Origin of the sequence: Psychrobacillus sp. FSL H8-0487, from assembly GCF_038008385.1 — a bacterium.
In the GTDB taxonomy this organism is placed as follows: domain Bacteria; phylum Bacillota; class Bacilli; order Bacillales_A; family Planococcaceae; genus Psychrobacillus; species Psychrobacillus psychrotolerans.
Genome location: NZ_JBBOZA010000001.1, coordinates 3,694,795 through 3,720,194, shown reverse-complemented (window position 1 = coordinate 3,720,194; position 25,400 = coordinate 3,694,795). Strand labels below are relative to the sequence as shown.

General features: G+C 36.9%; 27 protein-coding genes. 24 read left to right on the top strand and 3 right to left on the bottom strand.

Annotation, left to right across the window (positions count from 1 at the left end):
* Positions 1–56: 56 nt before the first annotated feature.
* Complete coding sequence (locus MHI47_RS19050; RefSeq protein ID WP_340831889.1) at positions 57–1,229, bottom strand: alanyl-tRNA editing protein; 1,173 nt, start codon at positions 1,227–1,229, stop codon at positions 57–59.
* A 206-nt stretch (positions 1,230–1,435) separates the two neighbouring features.
* Here MHI47_RS19050 and MHI47_RS19045 point away from each other — a divergent pair, with 206 nt between their 5' ends.
* Both MHI47_RS19045 and MHI47_RS19040 read left to right on the top strand, forming a co-directional pair.
* Positions 1,436–1,879: an ASCH domain-containing protein gene (locus tag MHI47_RS19045; RefSeq protein WP_340771526.1), complete on the top strand. Its 444-nt coding sequence runs from the start codon at positions 1,436–1,438 to the stop codon at positions 1,877–1,879.
* 13 nt (positions 1,880–1,892) lie between these two features.
* A complete protein-coding gene (locus tag MHI47_RS19040; protein ID WP_340831887.1) occupies positions 1,893–2,546 on the top strand; it encodes a hypothetical protein in 654 nt (217 codons plus the stop codon).
* A gap of 113 nt (positions 2,547–2,659) precedes the next feature.
* Here the strand turns inward: MHI47_RS19040 and MHI47_RS19035 are convergent, their stop codons facing one another.
* A complete protein-coding gene (locus tag MHI47_RS19035) occupies positions 2,660–3,484 on the bottom strand; it encodes an STAS domain-containing protein (protein ID WP_340831884.1) in 825 nt (274 codons plus the stop codon).
* 126 nt (positions 3,485–3,610) lie between these two features.
* Between MHI47_RS19035 and MHI47_RS19030 the strand changes: the two genes are divergently transcribed.
* The 5 genes from MHI47_RS19030 (at position 3,611) to MHI47_RS19010 (ending at position 10,125) form a co-directional block, all read left to right on the top strand.
* On the top strand, positions 3,611–6,232 hold the full coding sequence (locus MHI47_RS19030) for a cation-translocating P-type ATPase (RefSeq protein ID WP_340831883.1): 2,622 nt from the start codon (positions 3,611–3,613) through the stop codon (positions 6,230–6,232).
* 14 nt (positions 6,233–6,246) lie between these two features.
* Entirely contained in the window at positions 6,247–6,765 is a 519-nt protein-coding gene (locus tag MHI47_RS19025) for a DUF4825 domain-containing protein (protein ID WP_340831881.1), read from the top strand.
* Positions 6,766–6,777: 12 nt separating this feature from the next.
* Positions 6,778–7,782 (top strand): serine hydrolase domain-containing protein, encoded by a 1,005-nt coding sequence (locus MHI47_RS19020; protein WP_340831879.1) that lies wholly within the window; start codon positions 6,778–6,780, stop codon positions 7,780–7,782.
* 292 nt (positions 7,783–8,074) lie between these two features.
* Entirely contained in the window at positions 8,075–8,374 is a 300-nt protein-coding gene (locus MHI47_RS19015; RefSeq protein WP_322788095.1) for a DUF6509 family protein, read from the top strand.
* 209 nt (positions 8,375–8,583) lie between these two features.
* Positions 8,584–10,125 (top strand): Mur ligase family protein, encoded by a 1,542-nt coding sequence (locus MHI47_RS19010; protein WP_340771157.1) that lies wholly within the window; start codon positions 8,584–8,586, stop codon positions 10,123–10,125.
* Between the two features lie 95 nt (positions 10,126–10,220).
* Here the strand turns inward: MHI47_RS19010 and rluF are convergent, their stop codons facing one another.
* On the bottom strand, positions 10,221–10,925 hold the full coding sequence (rluF, locus tag MHI47_RS19005; RefSeq protein ID WP_093537919.1) for a 23S rRNA pseudouridine(2604) synthase RluF: 705 nt from the start codon (positions 10,923–10,925) through the stop codon (positions 10,221–10,223).
* A 91-nt stretch (positions 10,926–11,016) separates the two neighbouring features.
* Here rluF and MHI47_RS19000 point away from each other — a divergent pair, with 91 nt between their 5' ends.
* From MHI47_RS19000 to MHI47_RS18920, 17 genes are all read left to right on the top strand, one after another.
* On the top strand, positions 11,017–11,982 hold the full coding sequence (locus MHI47_RS19000; RefSeq protein ID WP_340831877.1) for a DUF4003 family protein: 966 nt from the start codon (positions 11,017–11,019) through the stop codon (positions 11,980–11,982).
* 51 nt (positions 11,983–12,033) lie between these two features.
* A complete protein-coding gene (locus MHI47_RS18995) occupies positions 12,034–12,507 on the top strand; it encodes an acyl-CoA thioesterase (protein WP_093537917.1) in 474 nt (157 codons plus the stop codon).
* A 20-nt stretch (positions 12,508–12,527) separates the two neighbouring features.
* A complete protein-coding gene (locus MHI47_RS18990; protein WP_093537916.1) occupies positions 12,528–12,905 on the top strand; it encodes a hypothetical protein in 378 nt (125 codons plus the stop codon).
* Positions 12,906–13,074: 169 nt separating this feature from the next.
* Positions 13,075–14,517: a sensor histidine kinase gene (locus MHI47_RS18985; protein ID WP_340831875.1), complete on the top strand. Its 1,443-nt coding sequence runs from the start codon at positions 13,075–13,077 to the stop codon at positions 14,515–14,517.
* A complete protein-coding gene (locus tag MHI47_RS18980; RefSeq protein WP_340831872.1) occupies positions 14,492–15,061 on the top strand; it encodes an ANTAR domain-containing response regulator in 570 nt (189 codons plus the stop codon). Before MHI47_RS18985 ends, MHI47_RS18980 begins: the two co-directional genes overlap by 26 nt.
* A 141-nt stretch (positions 15,062–15,202) precedes the next feature.
* On the top strand, positions 15,203–16,471 hold the full coding sequence (eutH, locus tag MHI47_RS18975) for an ethanolamine utilization protein EutH (RefSeq protein WP_340771149.1): 1,269 nt from the start codon (positions 15,203–15,205) through the stop codon (positions 16,469–16,471).
* 34 nt (positions 16,472–16,505) lie between these two features.
* Complete coding sequence (locus MHI47_RS18970; protein WP_340771147.1) at positions 16,506–16,847, top strand: BMC domain-containing protein; 342 nt, start codon at positions 16,506–16,508, stop codon at positions 16,845–16,847.
* A gap of 14 nt (positions 16,848–16,861) precedes the next feature.
* Entirely contained in the window at positions 16,862–17,371 is a 510-nt protein-coding gene (locus tag MHI47_RS18965; RefSeq protein ID WP_340831870.1) for a EutP/PduV family microcompartment system protein, read from the top strand.
* 167 nt (positions 17,372–17,538) lie between these two features.
* Positions 17,539–18,987: an ethanolamine ammonia-lyase reactivating factor EutA gene (locus MHI47_RS18960; RefSeq protein WP_340831868.1), complete on the top strand. Its 1,449-nt coding sequence runs from the start codon at positions 17,539–17,541 to the stop codon at positions 18,985–18,987.
* Positions 18,988–19,018: 31 nt separating this feature from the next.
* On the top strand, positions 19,019–20,368 hold the full coding sequence (locus MHI47_RS18955; RefSeq protein WP_340771522.1) for an ethanolamine ammonia-lyase subunit EutB: 1,350 nt from the start codon (positions 19,019–19,021) through the stop codon (positions 20,366–20,368).
* A 12-nt stretch (positions 20,369–20,380) separates the two neighbouring features.
* Positions 20,381–21,331, top strand: a complete 951-nt coding sequence (eutC, locus tag MHI47_RS18950; protein ID WP_340771143.1) for an ethanolamine ammonia-lyase subunit EutC — start codon at positions 20,381–20,383, stop codon at positions 21,329–21,331.
* Positions 21,332–21,348: 17 nt separating this feature from the next.
* Positions 21,349–21,996 carry an ethanolamine utilization microcompartment protein EutL gene (gene eutL / locus MHI47_RS18945; protein WP_445678303.1) on the top strand — a complete coding sequence of 216 codons (648 nt, stop codon included), beginning with the start codon at positions 21,349–21,351 and terminating at the stop codon, positions 21,994–21,996.
* 16 nt (positions 21,997–22,012) lie between these two features.
* Positions 22,013–23,536: an aldehyde dehydrogenase family protein gene (locus tag MHI47_RS18940; RefSeq protein WP_340771141.1), complete on the top strand. Its 1,524-nt coding sequence runs from the start codon at positions 22,013–22,015 to the stop codon at positions 23,534–23,536.
* A 20-nt stretch (positions 23,537–23,556) separates the two neighbouring features.
* A complete protein-coding gene (locus tag MHI47_RS18935; protein WP_211896023.1) occupies positions 23,557–23,844 on the top strand; it encodes a BMC domain-containing protein in 288 nt (95 codons plus the stop codon).
* A gap of 29 nt (positions 23,845–23,873) precedes the next feature.
* Positions 23,874–24,731, top strand: coding sequence for a phosphate propanoyltransferase (gene pduL, locus MHI47_RS18930; protein ID WP_340831866.1), 858 nt, complete (start codon positions 23,874–23,876; stop codon positions 24,729–24,731).
* An 11-nt stretch (positions 24,732–24,742) separates the two neighbouring features.
* Positions 24,743–25,045, top strand: a complete 303-nt coding sequence (locus MHI47_RS18925; protein ID WP_340771133.1) for a EutN/CcmL family microcompartment protein — start codon at positions 24,743–24,745, stop codon at positions 25,043–25,045.
* On the top strand, positions 25,020–25,382 hold the full coding sequence (locus MHI47_RS18920; protein WP_340771132.1) for a BMC domain-containing protein: 363 nt from the start codon (positions 25,020–25,022) through the stop codon (positions 25,380–25,382). Before MHI47_RS18925 ends, MHI47_RS18920 begins: the two co-directional genes overlap by 26 nt.
* Positions 25,383–25,400 lie beyond the last annotated feature (18 nt).

Genomic DNA, 25,400 nt, shown 5'->3' with positions numbered 1-25,400 from the left:
CCTTTCATAGAGTAATCAACTTAGTATATGTCAGGAGGACATTTGTGGAACGGTGCTTAATGGATATATGATTTAGCTATTTCGATTAATTGTTCACTTGTTATTATTTTCTCTCCACCACCTTGAGCCATGTTCTCGTTGCCCCCGCCTTTGCCATGGATAAAAGGCAAAATATGTGTAATGAGATCTTTCATACTTTGTACTACATTACTTCCTTTCGCAACGACAATTTGTAGCTTGTCATCATTGTGAGAGACTAAAATACACATAGATTGTGGGGTGTCTTGGATGACTAATTTAGCTAGTTTTTGAAGCTCTTGCATCGATCTATTTTCGAGTATACAAGTAATCGTAGTTCCATCTGAGTTTTCTCTTAACTCTCTTGCTTTATATGTTAAAAGAGAATTGGATAGATCTTTTATTTCCTTTTCTAATGCGGAATTTTGTGCTAAAAGATTTTTGGCTGCATTAATAATTTTGTCTTCGGGAGTGCTTAATGTACTAACTAAATTTACAAGTACCTGGTGTTTTCTATGTAAATGTGTAAGAATTCTTTCCCCACATATGAACTCCACTCGTACAAGTTTCTTTTGTTTTTCTGTCTGAAGAATTTTAATAGCTCTTACTTGCCCAGTAGAGGATGGATGGGTTCCCCCGCATGCATTGTAATCGTAGTCAGGAATGATGACGAGTCGAATATTTTCTTTTACTGATGTCGCTTTTCGTAAATGGAAGTTTGATAATTCATCTTCCGTTATCCACTTTGTTTCAATAGGATGATTTTCTAGAATTACTTGATTTGCACGTAGCTCTACTTCTATTAACTGTGCTTCTGTTACTTCGGCTGCATTTAAGTCAATCGTCACTGTATCTTTTCCTAAATGGAAGCTAACCGTTTGGAATCCAAATAATTGTTCAAAGGCTGCCGATAGGATATGTTGACCAGCATGTTGCTGCATATGATCAAAACGTCTCTTCCAGTCAAGCTGTCCCTTTACCTCCAAAGTATTTTCAGGTAAAGGATTATTAATGAAATGTCTAATTTCACCATCAACTATTTCTACATTTGTCACTTCAACGTCGTTTAACAGGCCAAGATCATGCGGCTGACCACCACCGGTAGGGTAAAAGGCAGTCTTGGAAAGAACAACATAATCTTGCTGCTGTTCAATTACTTTTGCATGAAAGGATTGGATGTTGGGATTTTCATAATAGAGTTTATTAGTCATTTAAATGGCTCCTTTGGATTGGAAAGTTTTGAGCATGCTTTTAAAGCAAAATGCTTATAACAAATATACAAGAATTATAAACAAGTTGGAGTGCTAATGTTAATACGTATGTAAGGTAAGAATAAATCTACCTTTGCAATAGTAATTACAGACGTAGTTTAATATACTGAATTTAAAGAAAAAATAAATTGAATGAGGTTTTTATGATGAATGCATTAGCTAAAAAGTATTGGGATACGTATTTTGTTGGAAAAGAAAAGCCGCTTTCAGTCACTGCATGGCAGTTTGGTGGTATTCCAGATGAATTGGCTCAGCTAGTAAAGGATGGAGTAAAATCTGCTACCTGCTCATTGCATTTACATTATGAGTTAGAGAATGAGCCACTTCCTATGGTAAACGATTATAGTATTGTACTTAATAGTAAGGATGAACCAGTTTGTATAATTCGGACATCGGACGTGAAAATAATGCCGATGAAAGAGGTACCTTTGGATTTTGCTTATGCAGAAGGAGAAGGGGATCTTAGCTATGAACATTGGCGTAAGGTACATATCGAATTTTTCTCAAATGAGTTAAAAGAATTAGATAGGGAGTTTTCAGAAGAGATGTTACTAGTTTGCGAGCGTTTTGAACTTATAGACGTTAAGTAATGGAGGAGAGAATATGTTTAAGACAGTAACGCTATATACAAATCAATTAAAACAATTACGAGGCTTCTATGGGAATGTTTTAGAGCTTCCTATAGAACAATCTACAGACGAATATTTCCAACTATCAATTGGAACTTCGACGCTCATTTTTCGACATTCCGATTTACAGACTTCCTATCATTTTGCCATTAATATACCAGGTAACCAATTCACCCTTGCAAAGCATTGGGCAAAAGGGAGAGTGTTGCTAAATAGAGAAGCATCTGTAGATGAAATCTATTATGCTCGGTTTGAAGCAGATGCTTTCTACTTTGAAGATCCAACGGGTAATGTGATTGAGTTAATAGCAAGGAGAAACGTAGACAAATGGAGTGATTTCAGCATCGAGTCATTTTTAAATCTAAGTGAGGTAAGCATTACTACTCCCTTTGTAGAGGAAACAGGAGAAAAGCTGCAAAGTATTGGTATTCCTATTTCCGGACATGTCCAAATTGAACCGGATGAATTAAACTTTCTAGGAAAAAAAGATACGTTTATTTTATTAGTTCCCCCACAGAGGAAATGGTATTTTTCTAAAAATATGAGTAAAACTTCTCCACTAGAAATAGTTCTGGAGACTGGAAAAGAAATTCTAGTAAATAGAGAAGGAAAAATAACGATTCAATAAAAGAGAGCGACTAATTATCCACAGTGGAATAATTGTCGCTTTTCTTTTGGAAAGTTATTAACATGTGGGTAACTCGTCGGAAATTTGTGTACTGTGGATACACTGTGAATAACTTAAGAATTAGCCTTCAAAGCGTACATTAATGTGGAGTAGGACTGCATATCTGCAAAGTTAATACCTAGTGAAACTGCCGTTTGAGCAAGTTCAGGTCGAATTCCGGAGAAAATAGCATGCACACCAATAAGTTTTAGTGCAGAATGCAGCTGATACAATTGTTGGGCAACCATCGTGTCTAATACTGGTACTGCCGATAAATCTATAAAAAGGGTACTAAGCTTTTTAGCAGAACTCTGTTCCAAGGTGGTTTCTAAAATAATGGATGCACGTTCGGTATCAATATTTCCTACTAAAGGTAAAACTCCTATCCCTTCTTTAATAGGAATAACAGGACTACTTAACTCTGTAATCAGAGCTTGTTGGGTAGCGAGAAGATTTGCTGTATATATATGATGATACTTTGCAAAGTTTTCAATGATGTGGTCAAATGCAGTATTCATCAAATTAGACCATTCCGCGACCTGTTTTCCAGTTACAGGAGTTGTAGACTGTTGGATAAATTTTTGAACGAAAGCCCAATAGGCAATCCGGACATTACGAAAACTTCGGATGCTTTCATACAAAGGGAATTTTTCTTTTGCTCTCTTTTCTGCGACTACTGCAGAACGGGTGTTGATATATTCAAGATATTCAAATTGATCACGGATATAGACAGAAGAGATAGCTTCTATTAAAGCTCCATTTTCATCTCTCAAGTATGTATTGTTTTGTGGTAGGGAGTAGCTTGGATTATCTTTTGACTGTTGAGTTAACCATGCATCTGTTATTTCCGATTTATTGGTCATGATAAAATCAAATAATTCTTTGTTTAGATGACTCATTTCATCTATCTCCTTCAATCTTTCTAATATTAATATTATTGTAAGGGTACTGAACAAATTATTCCACTTAGGTGGAACAAAATATCGTAAATTAAACAATTACTAGAAAGGAAAGATGAAACCGAGATGATATGGTATAAAAAATCTAAAGAAGAAGTGTTCCAGGAACTTCATGTTAAAAACGACAAAGGGATCACGGAGCTAGAAGCACAAAAACGATTGCAGCAATACGGCCACAATCGATTAGCTACTAATCGCAAGAAAACTTGGGTAGAGAGAATATTTTCACAGATTAACAATGTTCTCATTTATGTTTTGATAGTTGCTGCTGTCGTTTCTGCTTTTGTTGGCGAGATTGCAGATGCACTTATTATAGGACTGGTCGTAATAATTAACGCTGTTGTGGGAGTTATTCAAGAATCCAAAGCAGAAGATGCACTGGAAGCACTAAAAAATATGGCTACCCCAAAAGCGATTGTGCAAAGAGATGGAGAAATGAAAGAAATAGACTCAGCAGAGGTTGTGCCTGGAGATTTTGTGGTGGTAGGGGCAGGTTCTTATATCCCATGTGATATTCGTCTAATAGAGTCTGCTAATTTGAAGGTAGAAGAAGCAACACTTACGGGAGAGTCAGTTCCTGTTGATAAAGATGCATTTGCTCTGTTAGAAAAGGACGAACAGGATATTCCACTTGGAGATCAGCTAAACATGCTATTTATGTCTACGCTTGTAACAGTCGGACGAGGAACAGGAATAGCTGTAGCTACAGGGATGGATACTGAAATTGGTAAAATAGCCGGTATGTTAAATACTACTGTAGATGAGCAAACACCATTACAAAAAAGCCTGGCACAAGTAGGGAAATACCTAGGTATAGGGGCTTTGATTATTTCACTGGTCATGTTTCTAATAGGAATTTTACAGGGGCGAGATTTTCTAGAAATGTTCATGATTGCTGTAAGTTTGGCGGTTGCTGCTATTCCTGAAGGAATGCCTGCCATTGTATCTATTGTTCTTGCAATCGGTGTACAGAGGATGATTAAACAACATGTCATTATTAGAAAATTACCAGCTGTCGAAGCATTGGGTTCAGTAAATGTTATTTGCTCCGACAAAACCGGAACACTCACCCAGAACAAAATGACAGTAACGAAATTCTATGCCGACGGTCAAATACATGCCCTAAAAGATTTTCAGTTAGAAAACGATATACAAAATCTATTGATGAAAATCTTTGTATTATGTAATGATGCTACATATACAAAAGATGCAGAAACTGGTGATCCCACTGAAATAGCATTAGTGGCAGCAGCAGTTCAAAACCATCTAGATAAAGATTTACTAGAAAAAGAGTACCCACGTATTCATGAAATTCCATTCGACTCGAACCGGAAGTTAATGACTACAGTGCATATACATGAAAATGAATATTACCGCATGACAAAGGGTGCAATAGATCGATTATTAAATCATTGTAATCAAATAATGACTGAAGAAGGTGTCATGCCCTTAACCGAGAAAATAAAGGCAGAAATTATCTCTGCTTCACATACCATGTCACAGTCTGCACTTCGTGTATTAGCTGCGGCCTACCAAGTGGAGGGACATAAAGGACTAGTAGGGTCTGAAGAGGATTTAATATTTGTAGGTTTTGTGGGAATGATGGATCCACCGAGATTAGAAGTGAAGGAATCTATTGAAGTGTGTAAAAAAGCTGGTATTCGAACAGTGATGATAACTGGAGACCATAGAGATACTGCTTTTGCCATTGCTCGTGAGTTAGGTATTGCCAAGCAAGAATCAGAAGTAATGGAAGGTATTGAACTGGATAATATAACAGACGAAGAAATAAAGACTGCATGTAATAAAACAAACGTTTTTGCAAGAGTATCACCTGAACATAAGGTGAAAATTGTGCAAGCATTAAAGTCTGCCGGTCATACTGTTTCAATGACAGGAGATGGTGTGAATGATGCGCCGTCCCTTAAAGAAGCAGACATTGGAGTTGCAATGGGAATAACAGGAACTGATGTAGCAAAAGGTGCGTCAGATATGATATTGACCGATGATAACTTTGCCTCTATCGTGAAAGCGGTAGAGGAAGGTAGAAATATATATAAAAATATAAAAAAGTCGGTTATCTTTTTAATTTCCTGTAATTTAGGTGAAATCATTGCGCTGTTTTTTGCTATTGTGGCTGGATGGCCAACCCCACTCCGTTCCATTCATATTCTTTGGGTGAACTTAGTGACAGACACATTCCCAGCATTGGCACTTGGTGTAGATCCAGAGGAACCAGGAGTCATGAAGGAAAAACCGAGGAGACAAAAAGAGGGACTTTTTCATGGAATGCTACCATTTTTAATATTGAACGGATTGTTAATCGGTATAATTACCCTTGTAGCTTTTATGATTGGTTTAAATGGCGTAACATCGGGTGTTCCCGAGAATGTATTAATGCATGCACAGACAATGGCATTTATTACACTTAGTTTTTCACAGTTAATCCATTCGCTGAACTTTAGATCTATGAACCAATCTGTATTTAAAGTAGGTATATTCAAAAATAAGTTCTTGTTAGCTTCTATTCTAGTTGGCGTAATTATTCAAGTCCTAATAGTTTCGGTTGGACCATTAGCTAAATTATTTAGCGTTCAATCATTGGGTTCGGTGGATTGGCTAATTGTCATTGCACTTAGCTTGCTGCCATTAATCATTAATGAGTTGGTTAAATTGTTTAAAAAGTAGAGGGGGGAAAATAATTGCAAAAGACAATAGGGCTTGTAGTCGGAATCGCTTTAGTACTATTAATAGGAGTATTTTATGTACTTAGTAATAATCAGAAACAAGTCGAAAAGGAAGATGTGAAACAACTGTCTGTAGAAACTCATAATTTCAATAAAGTACTTGCATATGAAAATGATTATATGGGCAATAACTCTAACATTACAAACCTATTTAATAAACTTCCACTTTCTAATTATAAGTACTCGGTAGAGTTGGAGCCAGATACATTCACAGCCGCTATAAATTACAACACGAGTAGCGACGAAAAAGCAGTTATATATAATACAACAGCTGCTTTTGTATTGATAAAAAATTTAGAAGTAATAGATATGCGTTTTTCAGACCGATCCTATGTGATGACCAGAGAGAATGTGGAGCAATGGTTTGGAGATGATTTTGAGAGTTTAATAGATCCGAGCATATTTAAAGATAAAGTTCAAAACGCTCTAATGGAAAGTACAACAACCAATTGGATTGATCAATATACAAAATAGGGGTGTTTTATTATGGAAATTTTAACAGAACAATTAAAAAAGAGACAAACAGAAAACCAATTTTCAGGATCTATTGTTGTAAAACAAGGTGATTCGGTACAGTTTCAAGAAAGTTTTGGCTATGCAAATCGTACAGATGCAGTACTAAATGAGAAGCATACACGTTTTGGGATTGCTTCGGGTTGTAAATTATTTACTGCAGTTGCGATTGCTCAGCTTGTAGAAGCTGGAAAACTAAGATTTGATAGCCTATTAAAAGAAATCTTAGATACTTCTTTTCCACATTTTCATGAAGGCATAACAGTCCATCATCTTTTAACGCATACTTCAGGTATTCCAGACTATTTTGATGAGGAAATAATGGATGACTTTGAAGAGTTATGGATAAGTACTCCGATGTACCATATCCGCCGTTTGCATGATTTTTTACCCTTTTTTCAAAGCGAGAAGCAAAGATTTATACCCGGTGAAAAGTTCTATTATAATAATGCGGGATATATAGTACTTGGTTTAATAGTAGAAAAATTGACTGGAATGCTTTTCATAGACTATGTTCAACGAAATATTATGGACAAAGCAGGGATGTGCAATTCCGGTTATTTTGCCTTAGATGCATTACCTACTAAAACAGCAATTGGTTATATAGATCACGAAGACGGCACATGGAAAACGAATATGTATTCTATTCCGATACAAGGAGGATCAGATGGTGGAGGATTTGTCACTGCTGATGATATGGTGTTATTTTGGGAAGCACTAATACAAGATAAATTATTGAATGATAAGGCAATATTAATGACCCCACATATTCAAGAGGAATCTAATAGTTATTATGGGTATGGTATTTGGATAGAGAAAAAAGAAAATCAAATCCATAAGTATCATGTAATGGGATATGATCCAGGAGTGAGTTTTCACTCGGCTTATTACCCACATAATAACGTTATTGTAGCTATATGCTCCAACAAATCTAAAGGAGCATATGCAATGATGCTAGAATTAGAAAAATCGTTCTAAAATAATATTGGATTTATTTCTTTTTTCGATTTTGTTGTTTTTTTAAAAGTTTATAAGCCAAGTAAAGCATGCTAATTCCCAAGACAAAAGACAATATAGAATACAGCACTTCATTTATATTTCTACCGAATATTAATAGTAAAAGATATAAAGGAACTAAAATATAAATAAATTTTTCTGGATTTAGACGCATTTTTTCACTCCTAAACTTGGTAGTTGCTAAGCATTATTATATCAATAATAATGAAAATGGATTATTATCTAGAAAAAATGATAAACTATAAGTACGGAGGTGGACTTTTTGAAAATAACATCCTACGAAGTTGATAAGTTAAACGATCCAACAGGAATTATAACAGGCGATCGTTATGAATTCTTACTTGGATTAGAAGTACCTGAAGACGATGAACTTTTTGATGAAAATAATTCATTAGACTTACGTGTTATTCTAGTCGTAGAAGAAACAGAAGCGCGTATTGTACAATACCATTTCTTAAATCGGAGTAACGGTAAAGTATTAGACTTTGGTTTAGAAGACGAAGAAGAAGCAGTCGTTCTTGCTTTTTGTAAAGAACATTATAACAGTAAATAAAAACCGAGAAGCGAATTAAATCGCTTCTTGGTTTTTATTTTTAGCTTGTTTTCTCAAAGTTTGTTGTTTATTAACGGAGTATGTAACTAATTCTTAATCAGAATCACCTGTTTAAAGAGAATTCTACTAATAATAGTTGTATGAGTTTAATTCTTATCGAAATTGAGGTAAACTGATGGAGAAGATTTACTATAAAAGGTGGCTGTTTGATGGAGATTACAAATTTATTGAAGCATATACCTGTTTTAGAAACTAAAAATGCTGGACCAATAAAAGTAACAGGACTTGCTTATAATTCACGCAAAGTGGAAAAAGGACAAGTATTTGTATGTATAAAAGGATTCAAAGTAGATGGACATCAATTTGCAGGACAAGCTGTTGAGAATGGTGCCGTTGCTCTAGTAGTAGAGGACTTTATCGATGGAATTGAGTTACCGCAATATAAAGTGGAAAATGGACGTGTGGCTCTAGCTACTCTTGCAGATGCTTTCTATAATCACCCGACACGGAAGTTGAAGACGATAGGGATTACAGCGACTAATGGGAAGACTTCTACTTCGTTTATGACGAATGCCATATTAGAAAACCATGGCTTTAAAACAGGGCTAATGGGGACAGTTGTAGTGAAAATTGGGGATTATGCCGAGCCTTCTGAATTAACAACGCCAGAATCACTTGATTTACAACGTTTTTATGCACAAATGGTGGAGGAGAATGTCAGTCATGCAACAATGGAAGTTTCCTCCTCTGCATTGGAATTAAATCGTGTAGGCTGTGTAGACTTTGATATTGTTACATTGAATAATATTAGTCGCGAGCATATCGACTTGCATTCTTCGTTTGAAAACTATTTTCATCATAAGTCTAGTCTCATTCGAAATGCTGGTGCTGATAAAGTAGCTATTTTAAACTTGGATGATTCTTATTCTGCTTCACTTATGAACAAAACGAAAGCAAAAGTTATTACCATTGGTGTTGAAGATCAATCTGCAGATGTTATCTGTACCAATTTAGACCTATCAACAGGAAGAGCCAAATTCACGGTGGAAATTCAACAAGATTTAGTAACGCAGGATCTTGTAATACCTCAGCAAAAATTTACAATTGAACTTTCAACTCCAGGTTTTCACTCTGTATATAATTCAATGGTCAGTATTGTGATTGCACTATTATGTGAAGTGCCAGTAGCTACTATCCAAAAAAGTTTGGCAGAGTTTGTAGGCGTAGAGCGTCGTTTTGAAATTATTTTTGAAGATGATTTTAAAATTATTGATGACCACTTTGCAAACAGTGGAAACATTGACATCACGCTTGGAACTTTAGAAAAAATGGACTTTGAACGTATCAAGCTTGTTTATGCTATTCGTGGAGATCGTGGAGTGACAGTGAATAGAGAGAATGCAGAGACTATTGCTAAATGGGCACCTAAACTTGGTATACATGAAGTGATTGCGACATTAAGTCGTTCCCATGTGACTCAAAAGGATGTAGTTTCGGAGAGTGAGCTTGAAGTATTCCTCGAAGTTATGGAAGAAGCGGGTATCAAAGTACAACTTTACGCAGAGTTGCCTGAAGCTATTAAACATGGTCTTTACGATGTTAGGGATGGGGACTTACTGTTATTAGCAGGTTGCCAAGGAATGGATTATGGCGCAAAACTTGCACTTGAACAACTAGAAGTCATTCGTCCGAATGTCGATAAAAAGAAATTATTCCAACCGCTCGAAAAACGTGTAGCGGGAAACACATAATATGAAAAAAGCAGTTCCATTTTGTTGGAGCTGCTTTTTTTCATGAGTATAAATTTACCAATCAATATGCCATGTTAACCCTCTGCTGCACACTATTACCGTTTTGGTGAATAGTTAAGCGTCTGAAAGAGCTCTGTTTTTTCAGTAGGTGTAAGTTCTCTCCATTCTCCGATAGGGAGACCTTCAATAGATATGTTCATGATTCGTATTCGTTGTAATCTTTTCACTGAAAACCCTAATGCGGAACACATTCTACGAATTTGACGATTTAAGCCTTGGGTCAAGATAATGTTAAAGGTTTTTGGTCCAATTTTCTTTACTTTACATGGCAATGTTGTTGTCCCTAGAATATTTACACCGGCAGCCATTTTTTCTATAAATGTGTCGGTGATTTTTTCATTGACTGTCACAATATACTCTTTATCATGGCTGTTTTCTGCACGTAGAATTTCATTTACAATATCACCATCATTTGTAAGAAGTATTAAACCGTCAGAATCTTTATCTAATCGCCCAATATGGAAAATACGAAGTGGATGATTAACGAAGTCGACAATATTACCTTTTATATGAGTTTCTGTAGTGCTAGTAATACCTACAGGTTTATTTAATACTAGATAAACGAGTGGTTGCTCCACAACAATTTGTTTGCCATCAACTCGAACATCATCGCCCGCTTCAACCTTACTACCGAGTTCTGCAGTTTTTCCGTTAATCACTACTCTTCCATCAGTAATCCACTTGTCGGCACCGCGTCTAGAAGTAATTCCTGCCTCACTTAGAAATTTATTAATTCGCATTATAGACACCTACTTTTCTTGATGCATTAATTATAACAAAAGTTGAAACTAAATTAGAGTAATAGCGTAAATTAGAAAAGGAGTGATTGGTATGACAGTTGAACAAAGATTAGAGCAAACATTTAATGCACTGAAAAAAACATTAGGTTGGACTGTAGATAAACGTATAACTTTGTCACTTGCAGGGTATTATGTAACTTTAGAAAAAGAATTTGATGAAAGTAGATATAAAGAAGTGTCTAGTCATTTGAAAAAAAGAGCTGGAATCTTTTCTGCTTTACGCTCACATTTACATCCTCTTTTTGTAGCAACTCTAGATGTATCAGGAGCAGATCCGGAACAAGCAGTAAATCTGTATATGGAAAAAGCAGATGCTTTAAAACAGTTTGGTATTAAAATGAATAGCTATACTTATTTAGCTGCTCTTATGATGTCAGATCAAAAAGAGCAATGGCCATTTGAATTGAAGATGGCACAAAAGTTAATGGATGATATGAAGACGTATCATCGTTTTTTAACCTCTACAGATGACTACCCTTATGCAATGTTTCTAGGGAAGATGGAAGGTGATACTGCAGTTCGAGCGGAAACGATGAATCGCTATTATAAAGAACTAAAGCAACATAAATTCTACACAGGGAATGAACTACAATGGATGTCGCAGGTTCTCACGTACTCTAACCCTGAATATGAAGAAAATATGGTGAATAGGGCAGTTATTATCCGCAATGGTTTGAAAAGCGTCAAAATAAAAACATCCGCAGCACAATATCCGATTATTGGATTTATGGCAGCTTTAAAATTAGATGAAGAACAACTGAACGAGGTTGTAACAACCTATGAATCCATTGCAAGTACGAAATTATTTTCATGGTACAAAGACTCGGCTCTTCCCATTGCTTTCGGATTATCTTTAAGATCCTCTAAAGAAGCTTATGCAACTGCCGCAATTTCCATGGCAACTTCTCTAGAGCTTATTTTACAAGCACAGCAAGCAATTATGATTTCGACTATGGCAGCAACAAGCGCTGCAGCAGCAAATTCTGGCTCAAATTGATGAACATGCTATACTAAACATATACTATTTAGATTAGAGGAGTTAGGAATAATGAACACGAATCCAATGAGTCAATCAAGAACTATTCAAACACATTTAATATTGCCACCAGATACAAATCACCACGAAACAATTTTTGGAGGAAGAGTACTTGCTTTTATCGACGAAATTGCAGCGATATGTTCTATGAAACATGCACAAGGAGCTGTAGTGACAGCTTCTATAGATTCTGTTGACTTCCTTTCATCTGCTAAAGTGGGGGATGTATTAGAGCTAGAGGCAGTTGTTTCTTCTACAGGTCGTTCTTCCATGGAAGTTTATGTTCAAGTAACGTCCATGAACCTACTTACAGGGGAAGAAAAACTAACAACAGAATCTTACGTAACAATGGTTGCGGTTGACGATAATGGGAAACCTGTACCTGTTAAGGGCATACATCCAGAAACAGAAGAGGAAAAACGTCTATTTGAAACGGGACCTGCTAGACGCGCTCATCGTAAGCAACGCCTAGAAATGAAATACTAAAAGAGTAGGAAGTGGCTCAAGTGCTAAAACAAATTGATGACCTTTACAAATATTTGATGGTTATGTTGCTTGTCATATATTTGATCAATTCAATTTATCTTCAAGAAGTTACTATCACTTTCACGGCAATTATACTCGTAATCCTCTTGGAATTTAGTAAGCATCGGCATCATATTAAACAACTAACTTATTCGCAACTATCTATTATCGGTATCGTATTACTAGCAGGTATTGCAAGTATCATTTATCTGTTAGTAACGATTCAAATATTCTTAGAGCCCATAGGTCTTCCGGAAAAAATGGAGAGTGCTCTGTTCTTTGTATGTATAGTAATTGGGATATATATTTTATGGTATTTTATCGGTAAGCTATTTGGAAGAGCGTTGGAAAAACAATGAAAAACTGTAAGTGCATTGCTTAAAGCAGTGTGTTTACAGTTTTTTTGTTCAGTATTTTGATCTTCAGTTGTTAAAAGACATAATTGACCAAACGTATATTTCTCCGTATAATAAATTCAAATAATTCAAATAAGTAGAGGCGAGGTTAATTACTTTGAATGAGTCGACCTTGAAACAGATATGTCAACTCTATACGGAGTTAACTTTAGAAGAAATAATAATCTTAGAGAATGTTGCCAGTACATTGCAACTATATGCCGATTTGAATAATGCATATATGTTTATAGACTGTATGATGAAGAATTCAGAACAAGCTATAGTTGTTGCGGAGGCATTTCCTAGAACATCGGAGTCTATTTATGAAAATTCGGTAGTAGGGAAGATTGTTTTCGAATCATTCGAACCCGGAGTTTTTTATAGCTACCGTGCTGGAAAAAAGTCACTTACTAGTCAGGCAGTCACACAAGAAGGAAAAACGGTAGAACAAAGTGTTATCCCGATCAAAAATGATAAACATCAAGTAATTGGTGTTTTAATTTCGGAAGAAGAAATATATAATCACACGCCGATTGGTAGTAGTTATAAAAATGTCTCATTTGGTCAAGATGAGCTAAGTGAAGTATTGGGAGGTAACTCCAGGGAAGTGCCAATGATTTCAGATCTTTTAATGGAAATTTTCCTTCTTACAGACAAAGATGATTGCTTAACTTACTCTAATCCAGCTGGAGTAAATTTTATAACAGAAATGACTCTGATGGATAAAATCCAACATCAACCTATTTTAGAATTATTACCTTTCCTTCAATCTGTTTATGATTTTAAAGAAGATGTCTTTATATTCGACTTAACTATAGATAGAAAAAATTTGATAGTAAAAAAAATTAGAGTAAAAGAGAAAGAACAGCTTAAAGGAACGCTTCTGCTTATTCAAGACGTCACAGAGCTGCGAACTAAAGAAAAAGAACTAATGATGAAATCTGTTGTTATACAGGAGATTCACCATCGAGTAAAAAATAATTTACAGACGGTAGCAAGCTTGTTGCGACTTCAAATGAGAAAAGGTTTTCCTGAAGAAAGTAAGGTATATTTTGAAGATACTCTTAATAGAATATATAGTATTTCCTCCGTTTATGAACTGATATTAGCCAACTCTAATACAGATGATGAAGATGTGAATATTATAGAGTTAACTAGAAAGGTTTCTTCTACTCTTGTGTTAAATGAGTATGCAATAAAAGTTAACCTAGTCATTGAATCGAATGGTAATAAGATATTAACTACATCCAGAAAAGCGGTCTCCATAGCACTCATTATTAATGAACTTGTTCAAAATTCGTTGAAACATGCATTCCCAGAAGATTTAGCGGGAGAAATTGTTGTAAGCTTCTATTCAAATAAAACGTTTTTAGAACTTCATATTTTCGACAACGGAGTCGGAATGAAAGAGTCTAAGTCATCCTTAGGTTTAGAAATAGTTCATAACCTTGTATTGAATGATTTAAATGGAGAGTTTAGATACATGCCTGTGAAACTGGGAACACATGCAGTAGTAACATTCCCAATAAGTTCGGAGGTTATTATCTATCATGAAAAAGAGAATACTAATAGCTGAAGATGAGTCTATCATTAGAATGGATATAAAGCTTATGCTTGAGGATCATGGATATGAAGTAGTAGCAGAAGCTGGGGATGGAGATAAAGCAATAGAGTTAGCTTTTTTTCATAAGCCAGACTTAATACTTATGGATATTAAGATGCCAAAAATAAATGGGTTACAGGCTAGTAAGGTAATTGCAAATCAACTAGATTTACCTATCCTCATAATAACTGCTTATAGTCAAAAGGAATTTGTAGAAAAAGCCCAGCAAGATAATATAGTCGGTTATTTAGTAAAACCTATTTCTGAAGCTAATTTGATGCCTGCGGTAGAAATTGCTTTACATCAATCAGAAAAAGCAATGAGACTCAAAAAAGAGATCCATGATGCAAAACTAGAGGTGGCGAAAAGAAAGGTAATTGAACGGGCCAAAGGGTTATTAATGCAAGCTGAAGAGATAACTGAACCCGAGGCTTTTAAGAGACTAAGAGATTCTAGTATGTCTATGCAGATGACAATGGAGTCAGTTGCAAAAGAGATAATTTTAAAATACAAGTGAATATATAAGCAAAGGCGCTTAAAGAATTTATTCTTTAAGTGCCTTTTTGTATTTCTTTAAGGGGGGTGTGATCTATTCAATTAGTGAAAATAAAGAATTTAAATGGGGCATTATATATTAATTCTTAAGGGGGAAAAAGAAATGGCGATGATAGGAACAGTGGTAGTGTACATAATTATGATTTGTGCAGTACTTGGAGCTTTTGCGGCGATAAAAGATCCAGATAAGGGGTTAGGGAAAGAATTTATGTCTGGTTTACATGCGGTTGGTCATATTTTTGTTCCTGCTGCGGGTATTATGGCATCAATTCCGTATTTAACATGGTTTATCGATAAATTTGTTGGACCTATATTCGATTCTATAGGAGCAGATCCCGCAATAGCTGCCACTGCCATACTGGCATCGGATATGGGGGGATATCAGTTAGCAAATGCACTAAAAGATTCATATGAAGGGTGGATAATGGCACTTATTGTAGGGTATATGGCAGGAGCAACAATCGTGTTTTCAATCCCAATGGGACTGGCAATGCTAGACAAAAGAGATCATAAATACATGGCGCTTGGTATTATGTCAGGAGTACTTACTATTCCAATTGGTGCATTTATCGCTTCTGTTTTAGTCGTTCTATTTGATACCAAGGTTCGAGATGTTATAAGCACGACCACCGATTCAACATACGAGTTCGTCATAAGTTATGGGCAAATACTCATCAACTTAACACCTTTGCTTATTTTTGTAGTCTTGATTGCAGCGGGACTAAAATTCTTCCCAAATGGAATGATAAAGGGCTTTATGATATTTGGGCGAGTAATGGATGCCGGTATTAAATTAGTATTAGTTTTCTCCATTGTAGAAATATTCACAGGAATATTTTCAACAGTCTTTGGTGGGTGGGGCTTTGATCCGATTATGGCGGATGAGGCAGACCAATTCCGAGCGCTTGAAACCGCTGGATATATCGGTATTATGTTAGCGGGTGCTTTCCCAATGGTGTATTTGTTACGCAAATATGCTTCGGGACCTCTAGAAGCAGGAGGACGCAAAATCGGTCTTACCTCTGTAGGAAGTGCGGGTATATTAGCTACAGTTGCTAATATTCTAGCCATGTTCTCTTTAGTTCGCTACATGAGACCAAAGGATAAAGTCTTGAATATCTCTTTTGGAGTATGTGCTGCTTTCTTATTAGGAGATCATTTATCATTTACCGCTAACTTTCAACCTAATATTATACTGCCAGTTATACTAGGCAAATTAATTGCGGGTATATGTGCAATTGCATTTGCGTACTGGTTGTCTGTACCTACTGCGTTGAGGTTAGAGGAACAGGACCGAGCTGCTGGGATTATTAAAGATGGAGAGTATCTAGAAGAGGATATTAGAAAAGAGGCAGTTCCAGTACAAGCGTAAGGAATTCTATATTACGCATGAAAGGAGTACTTAAATGAGTGTAGAGAAAAAAAGATTCATACAAGAATTTGTACCTGGAAAACAAATTACATTAAGTCACCTAATTGCTAATCCAGATCCTGATATGTTTGTAAAATTGGGTATTCAAGTGGCCGGAGCATTAGGAATAATGACTTGTACTCCAAGTGAGACGGTTATCATTGCGGGAGATTTAGCAACGAAAGCCGCGAATGTGCAAATTGGATTTTTAGATAGATTTACGGGAAGTCTTGTAATTGTGGGAAGTGTATCTGAAGTAGAAATGTCCATGATAGAGATAAATAGATTTCTTTCTGAAAGACTAGGATATACGCCAGCAGAAATAACAAAGTCTTAAGGATGTGTAAAGCCATGAAAAATAGAGCAATGCTCATTGGTTCAATCGGTGCAGGCAAATCAACATTGACGAATTCTTTGCTAGGGAAAGTTGTTCCTGCCTTTAAAACACAAACATTGGTCTATTATGATTGGATTGTTGATACACCAGGAGAATATACAGAAAATCCATTCTTTTACAAAAACATTATGGCTACAGCCTTAGAAGTTACGCATGTATTTTATTTACAGGATGCAACAAACTCTAAGATGATTTTTCCACCAGGGTTTAGCATGGGCTTTTCAAAATTGCCGGTTGGTGTAATAACAAAGAGTGACCATAACGACGCAAACTTAGAGCGTTCTATTGAAATGATTCGTTCAGTTATTTCATACGGACCAATAGTTATTACTTCTTCGGTTAAAGGAACAGGCATGGAACATTTAAAGGCATTAGTGAAGATGAATGATATGGCATCCATGAAGAGATATGTGGAAAATGAACAAAGTGAGGATCTCCTATTTACAAATCAGCTTTACAGTTAACGGAATTTTTGATATATTTACAGATATCAAAATACAAGTTTATAAATTGGCAACGACGCCTTTACTTTCACATGGATAATCCTATGTGTTTAGTAGAGGCGTTTTTATATGATTATTAGTTGTTCTTTCTTCTTACTGAAAGCTTTTGATAGGAGTGAGATGCTGTTTTGATCAATTTAAATCAAAAAAAAGAAACAATTTTTAGTGCAGGAATTGATATAGGTACCAGTACGACAAAGCTTATTATTAGTCGTTTTTCCTTAATGAATACAGCCGGGACCACTCTCGTACCAAGAATTGAGATTATTGACAAGGAAATCATATATAAGAGTCCTATCTTTAGGACACCTCTAAAGGATACATCGACCATTCATGTGTCAGAAATAGAGAAAATTATTCGTGCAGAATATGCCAATGCTGGTATTACAGCTAGCCAAATTGAAACAGGTGCTGTAATTATCACAGGCGAAACAGCAACAAAACATAATGCAAAAGAGATGTTACATTATCTTTCAGATGAAGTAGGAGATTTTTTAGTAGCAACGGCAGGGCCAGATTTGGAAGGTATTATTGCTGCAAAAGGTTCTGGTGCATATGAATATTCTACTCGTTCCAAAGATATAATTGCGAATATTGACATTGGTGGAGGTACTGCGAATATTGCTGTCTATCGAGATAGGGTACTTCTTGGTACTTGTACAATGCATATTGGAGGAAGATTAATAGAATTTGAGGATGAAAAGATTAAATCCATTTCTGCTCCGGTACAGCGATTACTTGTAGCACTGAGGTTATCTTTGCGTGTAGGTGATTCAAAGACCGCACCTGCGATTCAATTAGTAACACAGTTTATGGCGGAGTCACTAAATCGAGTATTGAGGAATGAGACAAATGAAATTGATCAGTTACTTTTACTTGGACATTCTCCTAACTGGAAAGAAACAGTCGATACAATTGTACTCTCGGGTGGAATAGCTGAATGTGTCTACGGCCATGAAGTAAAGGATAAGCGGCTTGCTCAATATGACGATATTGGTCCTGAATTGGCAAGAGAATTACAGGGGAATAAAAGTCTTCAAAGCTTTAAGTGGCTTGAGCCCATTGAAACAGTACGTGCGACTGTACTAGGCGCAGGAACTCAAACGACAGAGATTAGTGGGGCGACGATACAGATATCTGCAAGTGATTTACCTTTAAAAAATTTACCTGTTTATAGTTTTAACTTTCATTCTAATTTGGAACAAGGTTTAGCAGAATTTGATGGTGAGATCAGAAAGGCTACAGATATGTATGACGCGTCTGGAGAGGGACAAAATTTTGCGTTGTATATCTCAGAGCTGCCTTATATGGGATTTCGAGATATCCAAAGACTTTCAAAAGCTATTATACATGTGATGGAAAAACGGTCAGACCCGTTACTACCTATTGTACTTGTATTAGAGACAGACCATGCAAAAGTAATTGGTCAAACACTGCTAGCTATGAGTGTTCCTCAAAGTGTTATCTGTATTGATCAAGTAAGTGTAGATCATGGCGACTACATGGATATTGGAAAAGAACTCGATTCAGGAGTAGTACCAGTCGTAGTGAAAACTCTAACATTCCACTCGTCGTAAAGGAGGATTTTCAAAAGTGAATTTTAAGACAATGTTAGGCGGTATTAGTTATACATTCAAAGACTTGAAGGAAGTTATGGCAAAAGCAAATGAAGAAAAGTCGGGTGATCGCCTAGCGGGGGTAGCTGCAGAAACAGTACAGGAACGAATTGCTGCAAAGTCCGTTCTTAGTGAGATTTTGCTTAGTGATATTAGAAATAATCCCTTAATCCCTATAGAACAAGATGAAGTATCCCGAATAATTGAGGAAGACTTAAATGAAAAGATTTACGGTGATATCCAAAACTGGAGTGTCGCAGAGCTAAGAGAATATATTTTAAGCAATGAAGTAGGCGACCGAGAATTAAAAAGAATTAGTAAAGGGCTAAACTCTGAAATGATTGCGGCAGTAGCAAAACTAATGTCCAATCTAGACCTAGTACATGCAGCTAACAAGATTGAAATTTTATCCACTTGTAATATAACGATTGGTCAAAGAGGAACTATTTCATCTCGTTTACAACCGAACCATCCAACGGACAGTGTGGACGGAATGATTGCTTCACTAATGGATGGTCTATCGTATGGAATTGGCGATGCCGTAATTGGGATAAATCCAGTAGATGATTCAGTTGAAAGTGTAAAACGATTGTTACATGCTACACATGACTTTATCAATGACTGGAAAATTCCATCACAAAATTGTGTCTTAGCACATGTTACAACGCAGATGAAAGCAATTGAACAAGGTGCTCCAGCAGATATGATTTTCCAAAGTATAGCGGGTACAGAAGTTGCCAATCGTTCATTCGGTATATCGGCTGAACTTATTAAAGAAGCACGTCATTTAGCTCTAAAACAAGGGACTGGGACTGGTCCACAAGTTATGTATTTTGAAACAGGTCAAGGTTCAGAGCTTTCAGCGGAAGCACACTTTGGTATTGATCAAATGACATTAGAATCTCGTAACTATGGATTTGCTCGTCACTTTGATCCCTTCATCGTGAACACGGTTGTAGGGTTTATAGGACCGGAGTATCTATATAACAGCAAACAGGTAATAAGAGCAGGTCTAGAAGATCATTTTATGGGGAAAATGCACGGCATACCTATGGGTGTAGATATCTGTTATACAAATCATATTAAAGCTGATCAGAATGATATTGAAGACTTAGGTGTTCTTTTAACAGCAGCTGGTGTTAATTTCATCATTGCAACTCCAATGGGGGATGATTGTATGTTGAATTATCAATCGATGAGCTATCACGATGTTGCTACCTTATTACAAACTTTTAATAAAACACCCGCTCCTGAATTTTTGAAATGGTTAGAGAAGATGGGGATTTATGAGAATGGTCGTTTGAGTGGCCGAGCAGGAGACCCTAGTCTATTCACACGTTAGGAGATGACTTATGTGAATGATCAATTGATCAAAGAAATTACAAAAATGGTTGTTGAAAAACTTCAGATGAATGAATTACAGGAGCAACAAAACATTAATTTATTTCCAAAGAATCCAAGTGGGAGTTTAACAGAAACAAGTATTCTTACAAACCCCGCTGGAGAAGTGAAATTTTATCCGTCCAATGTGAATATCCATCAGCTAGAAAACAAAAAAACACAGACAAAAAGAGAAGAAGTTTCTATAGAACAGGATAAAGAGAAGTATTTAATAGATTTATGTAAGAAAACCCCTGCAAGGATTGCTGTTGGTAGGGCAGGGACGAGGCCCAAAACAAATACTTGGCTACAATTTCGTTTTGACCACGCAGCAGCAGTAGATGCCGTTTATGGAGAGGTGCCAAAAGAGATATTAGAACGTTTAAATTTCTTTCAAGTAAACACAAGAGTACTAGATAAAGAAGAGTATATTCGTCGCCCCGATTTAGGTAGAAGGCTTTCTGATGACTCTAAAAAAGTTGTATTAGATAAATGCAGGCACTCTCCACAAGTCCAAATAGTAGCATCAAATGGTTTAAGTGCCAAAGCATTAGAAGAAAACTTAGAAGACGTCTATCTAAGCTTGGAGCAGTCCTTGAAAAATTTGAATATAGAAATGGGTACAACTTTTTACGTAGACAAGGGTAGAGTAGCTTTGATGGATGAAATTGGAGAACTACTTCAACCTGAAATTGTCATTATATTGATAGGAGAAAGACCGGGGCTCTTATCGGCAGAATCATTAAGTGCGTATATCTGTTACAAACCTAGAATCGGGACAATTGAAGCGGATCGAATGGTCGTTTCTAATATCCATAAAGGTGGAATTCCATCAGTTGAGGCCGGGGCATATTTAGGTTCTCTTATACAAAAGATATTGAAATATGAGGCAAGCGGAGTATCACTAGTGAGAAAAGAAGGATAGGAGGTATCTATTAAAAGGTGAAAAAGATATTTGCTGAGATTTTATCCATGCAGGTTATACCCAATGTAGATACAGCACTCGCTCAAAAATTTAACTTAAAGCCGTATCAGCGTAGTCTTGGGTTGTTTACAACAACTATTGATGATGTTGGGTATACGGCTGCGGATGAAGCAACGAAAAAGGCAGATGTAGAGGTAGTATATGCGAAAAGCTTTTATGCAGGAGCAGCGCATCCATCTGGTCCTCTTTCGGGTGAATTTATCGGTATTATCGCGGGATCTTCTCCGGAGGAAGTTAAAAGTGGACTTGATTCCATTCGAATTACAATTGAAAATGATGCGTATTTTGAAGCAATAAATGAAGATGAAAGTCATGCCCTCTATGCAAAGGTCATTTCTAGTTGCGGAAGCTATTTGGCCCAGATGGCTAGGGTACAGGAGGGAAGATCTCTTGCTTATTTAATCGCTCCTCCTATAGAAGCAATTGTTGGGTTAGATGCTGCTTTGAAAGCGGCAGATGTTCAAGTGCGAGAGCTTTTTGCTCCACCTTCCGAAACCAACTTTGGAGGTGGATTAGTAGCGGGGAGTCAGTCTTCTTGCCAAGCAGCAGCGGATGCATTTAGAGAAGCCATTCTTAATATGGCTAAACGCCCACTAGATTATTAGAAAGGAAGTGATGGCTATGGTTAGCGTCATAGATACCGACTTATTGGCGTTACAGGAAATGAGAACTGCCGTTAAAAGTGCCAAAGCAGCGCAGCAATTATACGTGAAATTTTCCCAAGAACAGGTCGATCAAGTTGTAGCAGCCGTAGCAAATGCCGCTTTTGCTGAATCTGCAAGACTTGGGGAAATGGCTGTGGAAGAGACAGGTATGGGAGTAGCAGAACATAAAAAGATAAAAAATGAAGTAGGATCTCGTGATGTGTACGAAAGTATTAAAGACTTAAAAACTGTTGGTATTGTTGGGGAAGATAAAACGAACAAAGTACTTGAAATTGCGGTTCCATTTGGAACTATAGCAGGAATTATTCCCACCACAAATCCAACATCCACTGCCTTTTTTAAAACACTTATAGCTTTAAAAACAAGAAATGCAATTGTTGTCAGTCCGCATCCCTATGCAGTGAAGTGTACACAAGAAGCATTGAGAGTGTGCGAGGAAGCAGCAGTCACAGCGGGTGCTCCAAAAGGTTTGGTGCAATGTTTAACAATGGCTTCCATGGAAGCAACACAGCAGTTGATGAAGCATCAGGATATAAATCTTATCCTAGCTACAGGGGGAGGGGCATTAGTAAAGGCCGCATATAGTTCGGGGAAACCTGCTTACGGTGTCGGTCCAGGGAATGTTCCCGTGTATATTGAACGTACTGCAAAAATTGAAAAAGCTGTAGAGAATATTGTTAATAGTAAATCCTTTGACTACGGCACTATTTGCGCGACAGAACAATCCATAGTAGTGGATCGGAACGTTGCAGAACTAGTTACGAGGGCTCTGAAGAAAAATGGCGCTTATATATTGTCAGATGAGGAAAAGCAAGTAATGGAAAAGATAATTTCCCCGGTGCCAGGAAAGGTAAATCCAAAAATTGTTGGGAAAAGTCCTCAAACGATAGCAAAGCTAGCGGGTATTTCATTACCTTCCGATACGCGCATAATTGTAGGACTAGAAACGAAGGTAGGAAAAGATATACCATTTTCACTTGAAAAATTATCACCAATATTTGCGATGTATATTGCTTCCGATCTTACACATGCAAAAGAAATCTGTGTATCTCTTTTAGAGCTAGGGGGCATGGGACATAGTCTGTCTCTTCATACCGAAACAGATTCAGTAGCACGTGAATTTGCTTTAGAAATGCCAGTGTCACGAATTCTAGTCAATACAATGTCCTCGGTGGGGGCCGTAGGCGGTACTACAGGTTTAATGCCATCCATGACCTTAGGGTGCGGGACCTTTGGTGGGAACATAACTTCTGACAATGTATCTGCAAAGCATCTTTTGAATATTAAAAGAATGGCTTACGGAATAAAGGAAGTAAATTTAACCCTGCCTAAGATTACAGTAAACATAGCAAGTAATAATTCAGACAATGTAACGGATCAAGTGGTAGAAAGCGTATTGCGGTCAATGGCATCTAGTAATGTCGACCCGCAAATAGTGAAGGACTTAGTTAGTGAAATAGTAAACAAATTATCTAAATAACCTATTAGGAGGAAACGGATATGTCAAGAGAAGGTACAGCTTTAGGAATGGTAGAAACAAAAGGATTAGTTGGAGCAATTGAAGCAGCAGATGCAATGGTAAAGGCTGCTAGCGTAAACCTTGTTGGAAAAGTACATGTTGGTGGAGGTATCGTAACTGTATTGGTTAGAGGAGATGTTGGTGCTGTAAAAGCTGCAACTGATGCAGGTGCTGCGGCAGCACAACGAGTAGGAGAATTACTATCTGTTCATGTTATCCCAAGACCTCATAATGAATTAGAAATGATTCTGCCTAAATTAGAAAACTAATAAGAGGTTTATAGAAAGGCGGTTCCACTATGAATCAGCAATTGATTGAAAAAATTGTCGGGGAGGTATTGGGACAACTTGGGAAAGTTGAAGCAACGCCTCCGAACGATTTAATCCCAATCGCTGTTTCTGCCCGTCACGTTCATTTATCTTCACACCATGTGGAAGTATTATTCGGTAAAGGATATGCGCTCACCGTAAGAGCTGAACTATCTCAACCTGGTCAATTTGCTTCTAACGAAACAGTTGTACTTGCAGGACCCAAAGGTAGTATCGAACATGTTCGAGTTCTGGGACCTGCACGTCAAATGACGCAAGCTGAGGTAAGTTGGACAGATGCGATGAAGTTGGGATTGAATCCCCCACTTCGTGAATCAGGAGATATTGAAGGATCAGGAGCTTTTACGATAATTGGACCTAGAGGAAGTCTTTATCTAGAGGAGGGTCTAATTATTGCACAAGCACATATTCATATGGCTCCTACGGATGCAATTCATTTTGGTGTACAAAATGGTGAATATGTAACGATAGAAACAGATGGAATTAGGCCGATCTCATACCGACAAGTAAAAATTCGTGTTTCGGAAAGATACCGTCTAGAAATGCATATTGATACGGATGAGGCTAATGCAGGTCTAATAACAAAAAAAGCATTTGGACATTTGGTGAAGTCTGATTCGGTAAATGTACCTAAAGCAGCCCCAGAAATAGATAGAAGCAAAGTAGATTCTTCTTTAATCTATCCAAAAAAATTACTCTCTAAAGATGATGTCAAAGAATTAAAAGTACAAGAAGTAGTAGTTGAAAAAGGAACCATTATAACTGCACTTGCTCGAGATACAGCAAGAGAGCTTGGTATATCCATATCATTTAGAAAACAGAAGTAGGTGATGATAGCATGCAACTAGGAAAAGTTATCGGAAATGTTTGGGCTACTCGTAAGGAAGAAGGTTTACAAGGGTTAAAGCTACTCATAATCCAGCCAGTAGATGTAAAGGGAAAACCCGTGAGAACTCAGTTTGTTGCAGCCGATAGAATAGGAGCTGGGATTGGAGATGACGTTCTTGTTACGAGTGGCGGGTCATCACGCTATATTATGCGAGAGAATCCTATTCCGATTGATGCTGTAATCATCGGTATTATCGACTCGACAGAAGTAGAAAGAGGTGAAAATAATGAGTCAAGCAATAGGGATGATTGAAACGATGGGGTTAGTTGGGTCCATCGAAGCTGCAGATGCCATGATTAAGTCTGCCAATGTTACATTGATTAAACAAGAAATGATAGACGGAGGTATTGTAACTGTGATTGTTCAGGGAGATGTGGGAGCAGTTCAAGCTGCAGTAGATGCTGGGCAAGAAGCAGCAAAAAGAGTGGGGCAATTATTAGGAGCTCATGTTATTCCACGCCCTGACCAAAGCGTATACGATATGATTGAACCACTAGATTACAATAAACACTTGGAATCAGAACAACCAATGAAAGCATTACGTACTAAAACAGTGAAATCTGAAGCACCTCCATCAATCGATTCATAAACATCGGAAAGGGTGAAA

What these genes read in the sequence shown, in the direction of transcription:
- MHI47_RS19050 (WP_340831889.1), bottom strand. Translation starts at nt 1,229, where the DNA reads ATGACTAATAAACTCTATTATGAAAATCCCAACATCCAATCCTTTCAT.
- MHI47_RS19045 (WP_340771526.1), top strand. Translation starts at nt 1,436, where the DNA reads ATGAATGCATTAGCTAAAAAGTATTGGGATACGTATTTTGTTGGAAAA.
- MHI47_RS19040 (WP_340831887.1), top strand. Translation starts at nt 1,893, where the DNA reads ATGTTTAAGACAGTAACGCTATATACAAATCAATTAAAACAATTACGA.
- MHI47_RS19035 (WP_340831884.1), bottom strand. Translation starts at nt 3,484, where the DNA reads ATGAGTCATCTAAACAAAGAATTATTTGATTTTATCATGACCAATAAA.
- MHI47_RS19030 (WP_340831883.1), top strand. Translation starts at nt 3,611, where the DNA reads ATGATATGGTATAAAAAATCTAAAGAAGAAGTGTTCCAGGAACTTCAT.
- MHI47_RS19020 (WP_340831879.1), top strand. Translation starts at nt 6,778, where the DNA reads ATGGAAATTTTAACAGAACAATTAAAAAAGAGACAAACAGAAAACCAA.
- MHI47_RS19010 (WP_340771157.1), top strand. Translation starts at nt 8,584, where the DNA reads ATGGAGATTACAAATTTATTGAAGCATATACCTGTTTTAGAAACTAAA.
- rluF (WP_093537919.1), bottom strand. Translation starts at nt 10,925, where the DNA reads ATGCGAATTAATAAATTTCTAAGTGAGGCAGGAATTACTTCTAGACGC.
- MHI47_RS19000 (WP_340831877.1), top strand. Translation starts at nt 11,017, where the DNA reads ATGACAGTTGAACAAAGATTAGAGCAAACATTTAATGCACTGAAAAAA.
- MHI47_RS18995 (WP_093537917.1), top strand. Translation starts at nt 12,034, where the DNA reads ATGAACACGAATCCAATGAGTCAATCAAGAACTATTCAAACACATTTA.
- MHI47_RS18980 (WP_340831872.1), top strand. Translation starts at nt 14,492, where the DNA reads ATGAAAAAGAGAATACTAATAGCTGAAGATGAGTCTATCATTAGAATG.
- eutH (WP_340771149.1), top strand. Translation starts at nt 15,203, where the DNA reads ATGGCGATGATAGGAACAGTGGTAGTGTACATAATTATGATTTGTGCA.
- MHI47_RS18970 (WP_340771147.1), top strand. Translation starts at nt 16,506, where the DNA reads ATGAGTGTAGAGAAAAAAAGATTCATACAAGAATTTGTACCTGGAAAA.
- MHI47_RS18965 (WP_340831870.1), top strand. Translation starts at nt 16,862, where the DNA reads ATGAAAAATAGAGCAATGCTCATTGGTTCAATCGGTGCAGGCAAATCA.
- MHI47_RS18955 (WP_340771522.1), top strand. Translation starts at nt 19,019, where the DNA reads ATGTTAGGCGGTATTAGTTATACATTCAAAGACTTGAAGGAAGTTATG.
- MHI47_RS18940 (WP_340771141.1), top strand. Translation starts at nt 22,013, where the DNA reads ATGGTTAGCGTCATAGATACCGACTTATTGGCGTTACAGGAAATGAGA.
- MHI47_RS18935 (WP_211896023.1), top strand. Translation starts at nt 23,557, where the DNA reads ATGTCAAGAGAAGGTACAGCTTTAGGAATGGTAGAAACAAAAGGATTA.
- pduL (WP_340831866.1), top strand. Translation starts at nt 23,874, where the DNA reads ATGAATCAGCAATTGATTGAAAAAATTGTCGGGGAGGTATTGGGACAA.
- MHI47_RS18925 (WP_340771133.1), top strand. Translation starts at nt 24,743, where the DNA reads ATGCAACTAGGAAAAGTTATCGGAAATGTTTGGGCTACTCGTAAGGAA.
- MHI47_RS18920 (WP_340771132.1), top strand. Translation starts at nt 25,020, where the DNA reads ATGAGTCAAGCAATAGGGATGATTGAAACGATGGGGTTAGTTGGGTCC.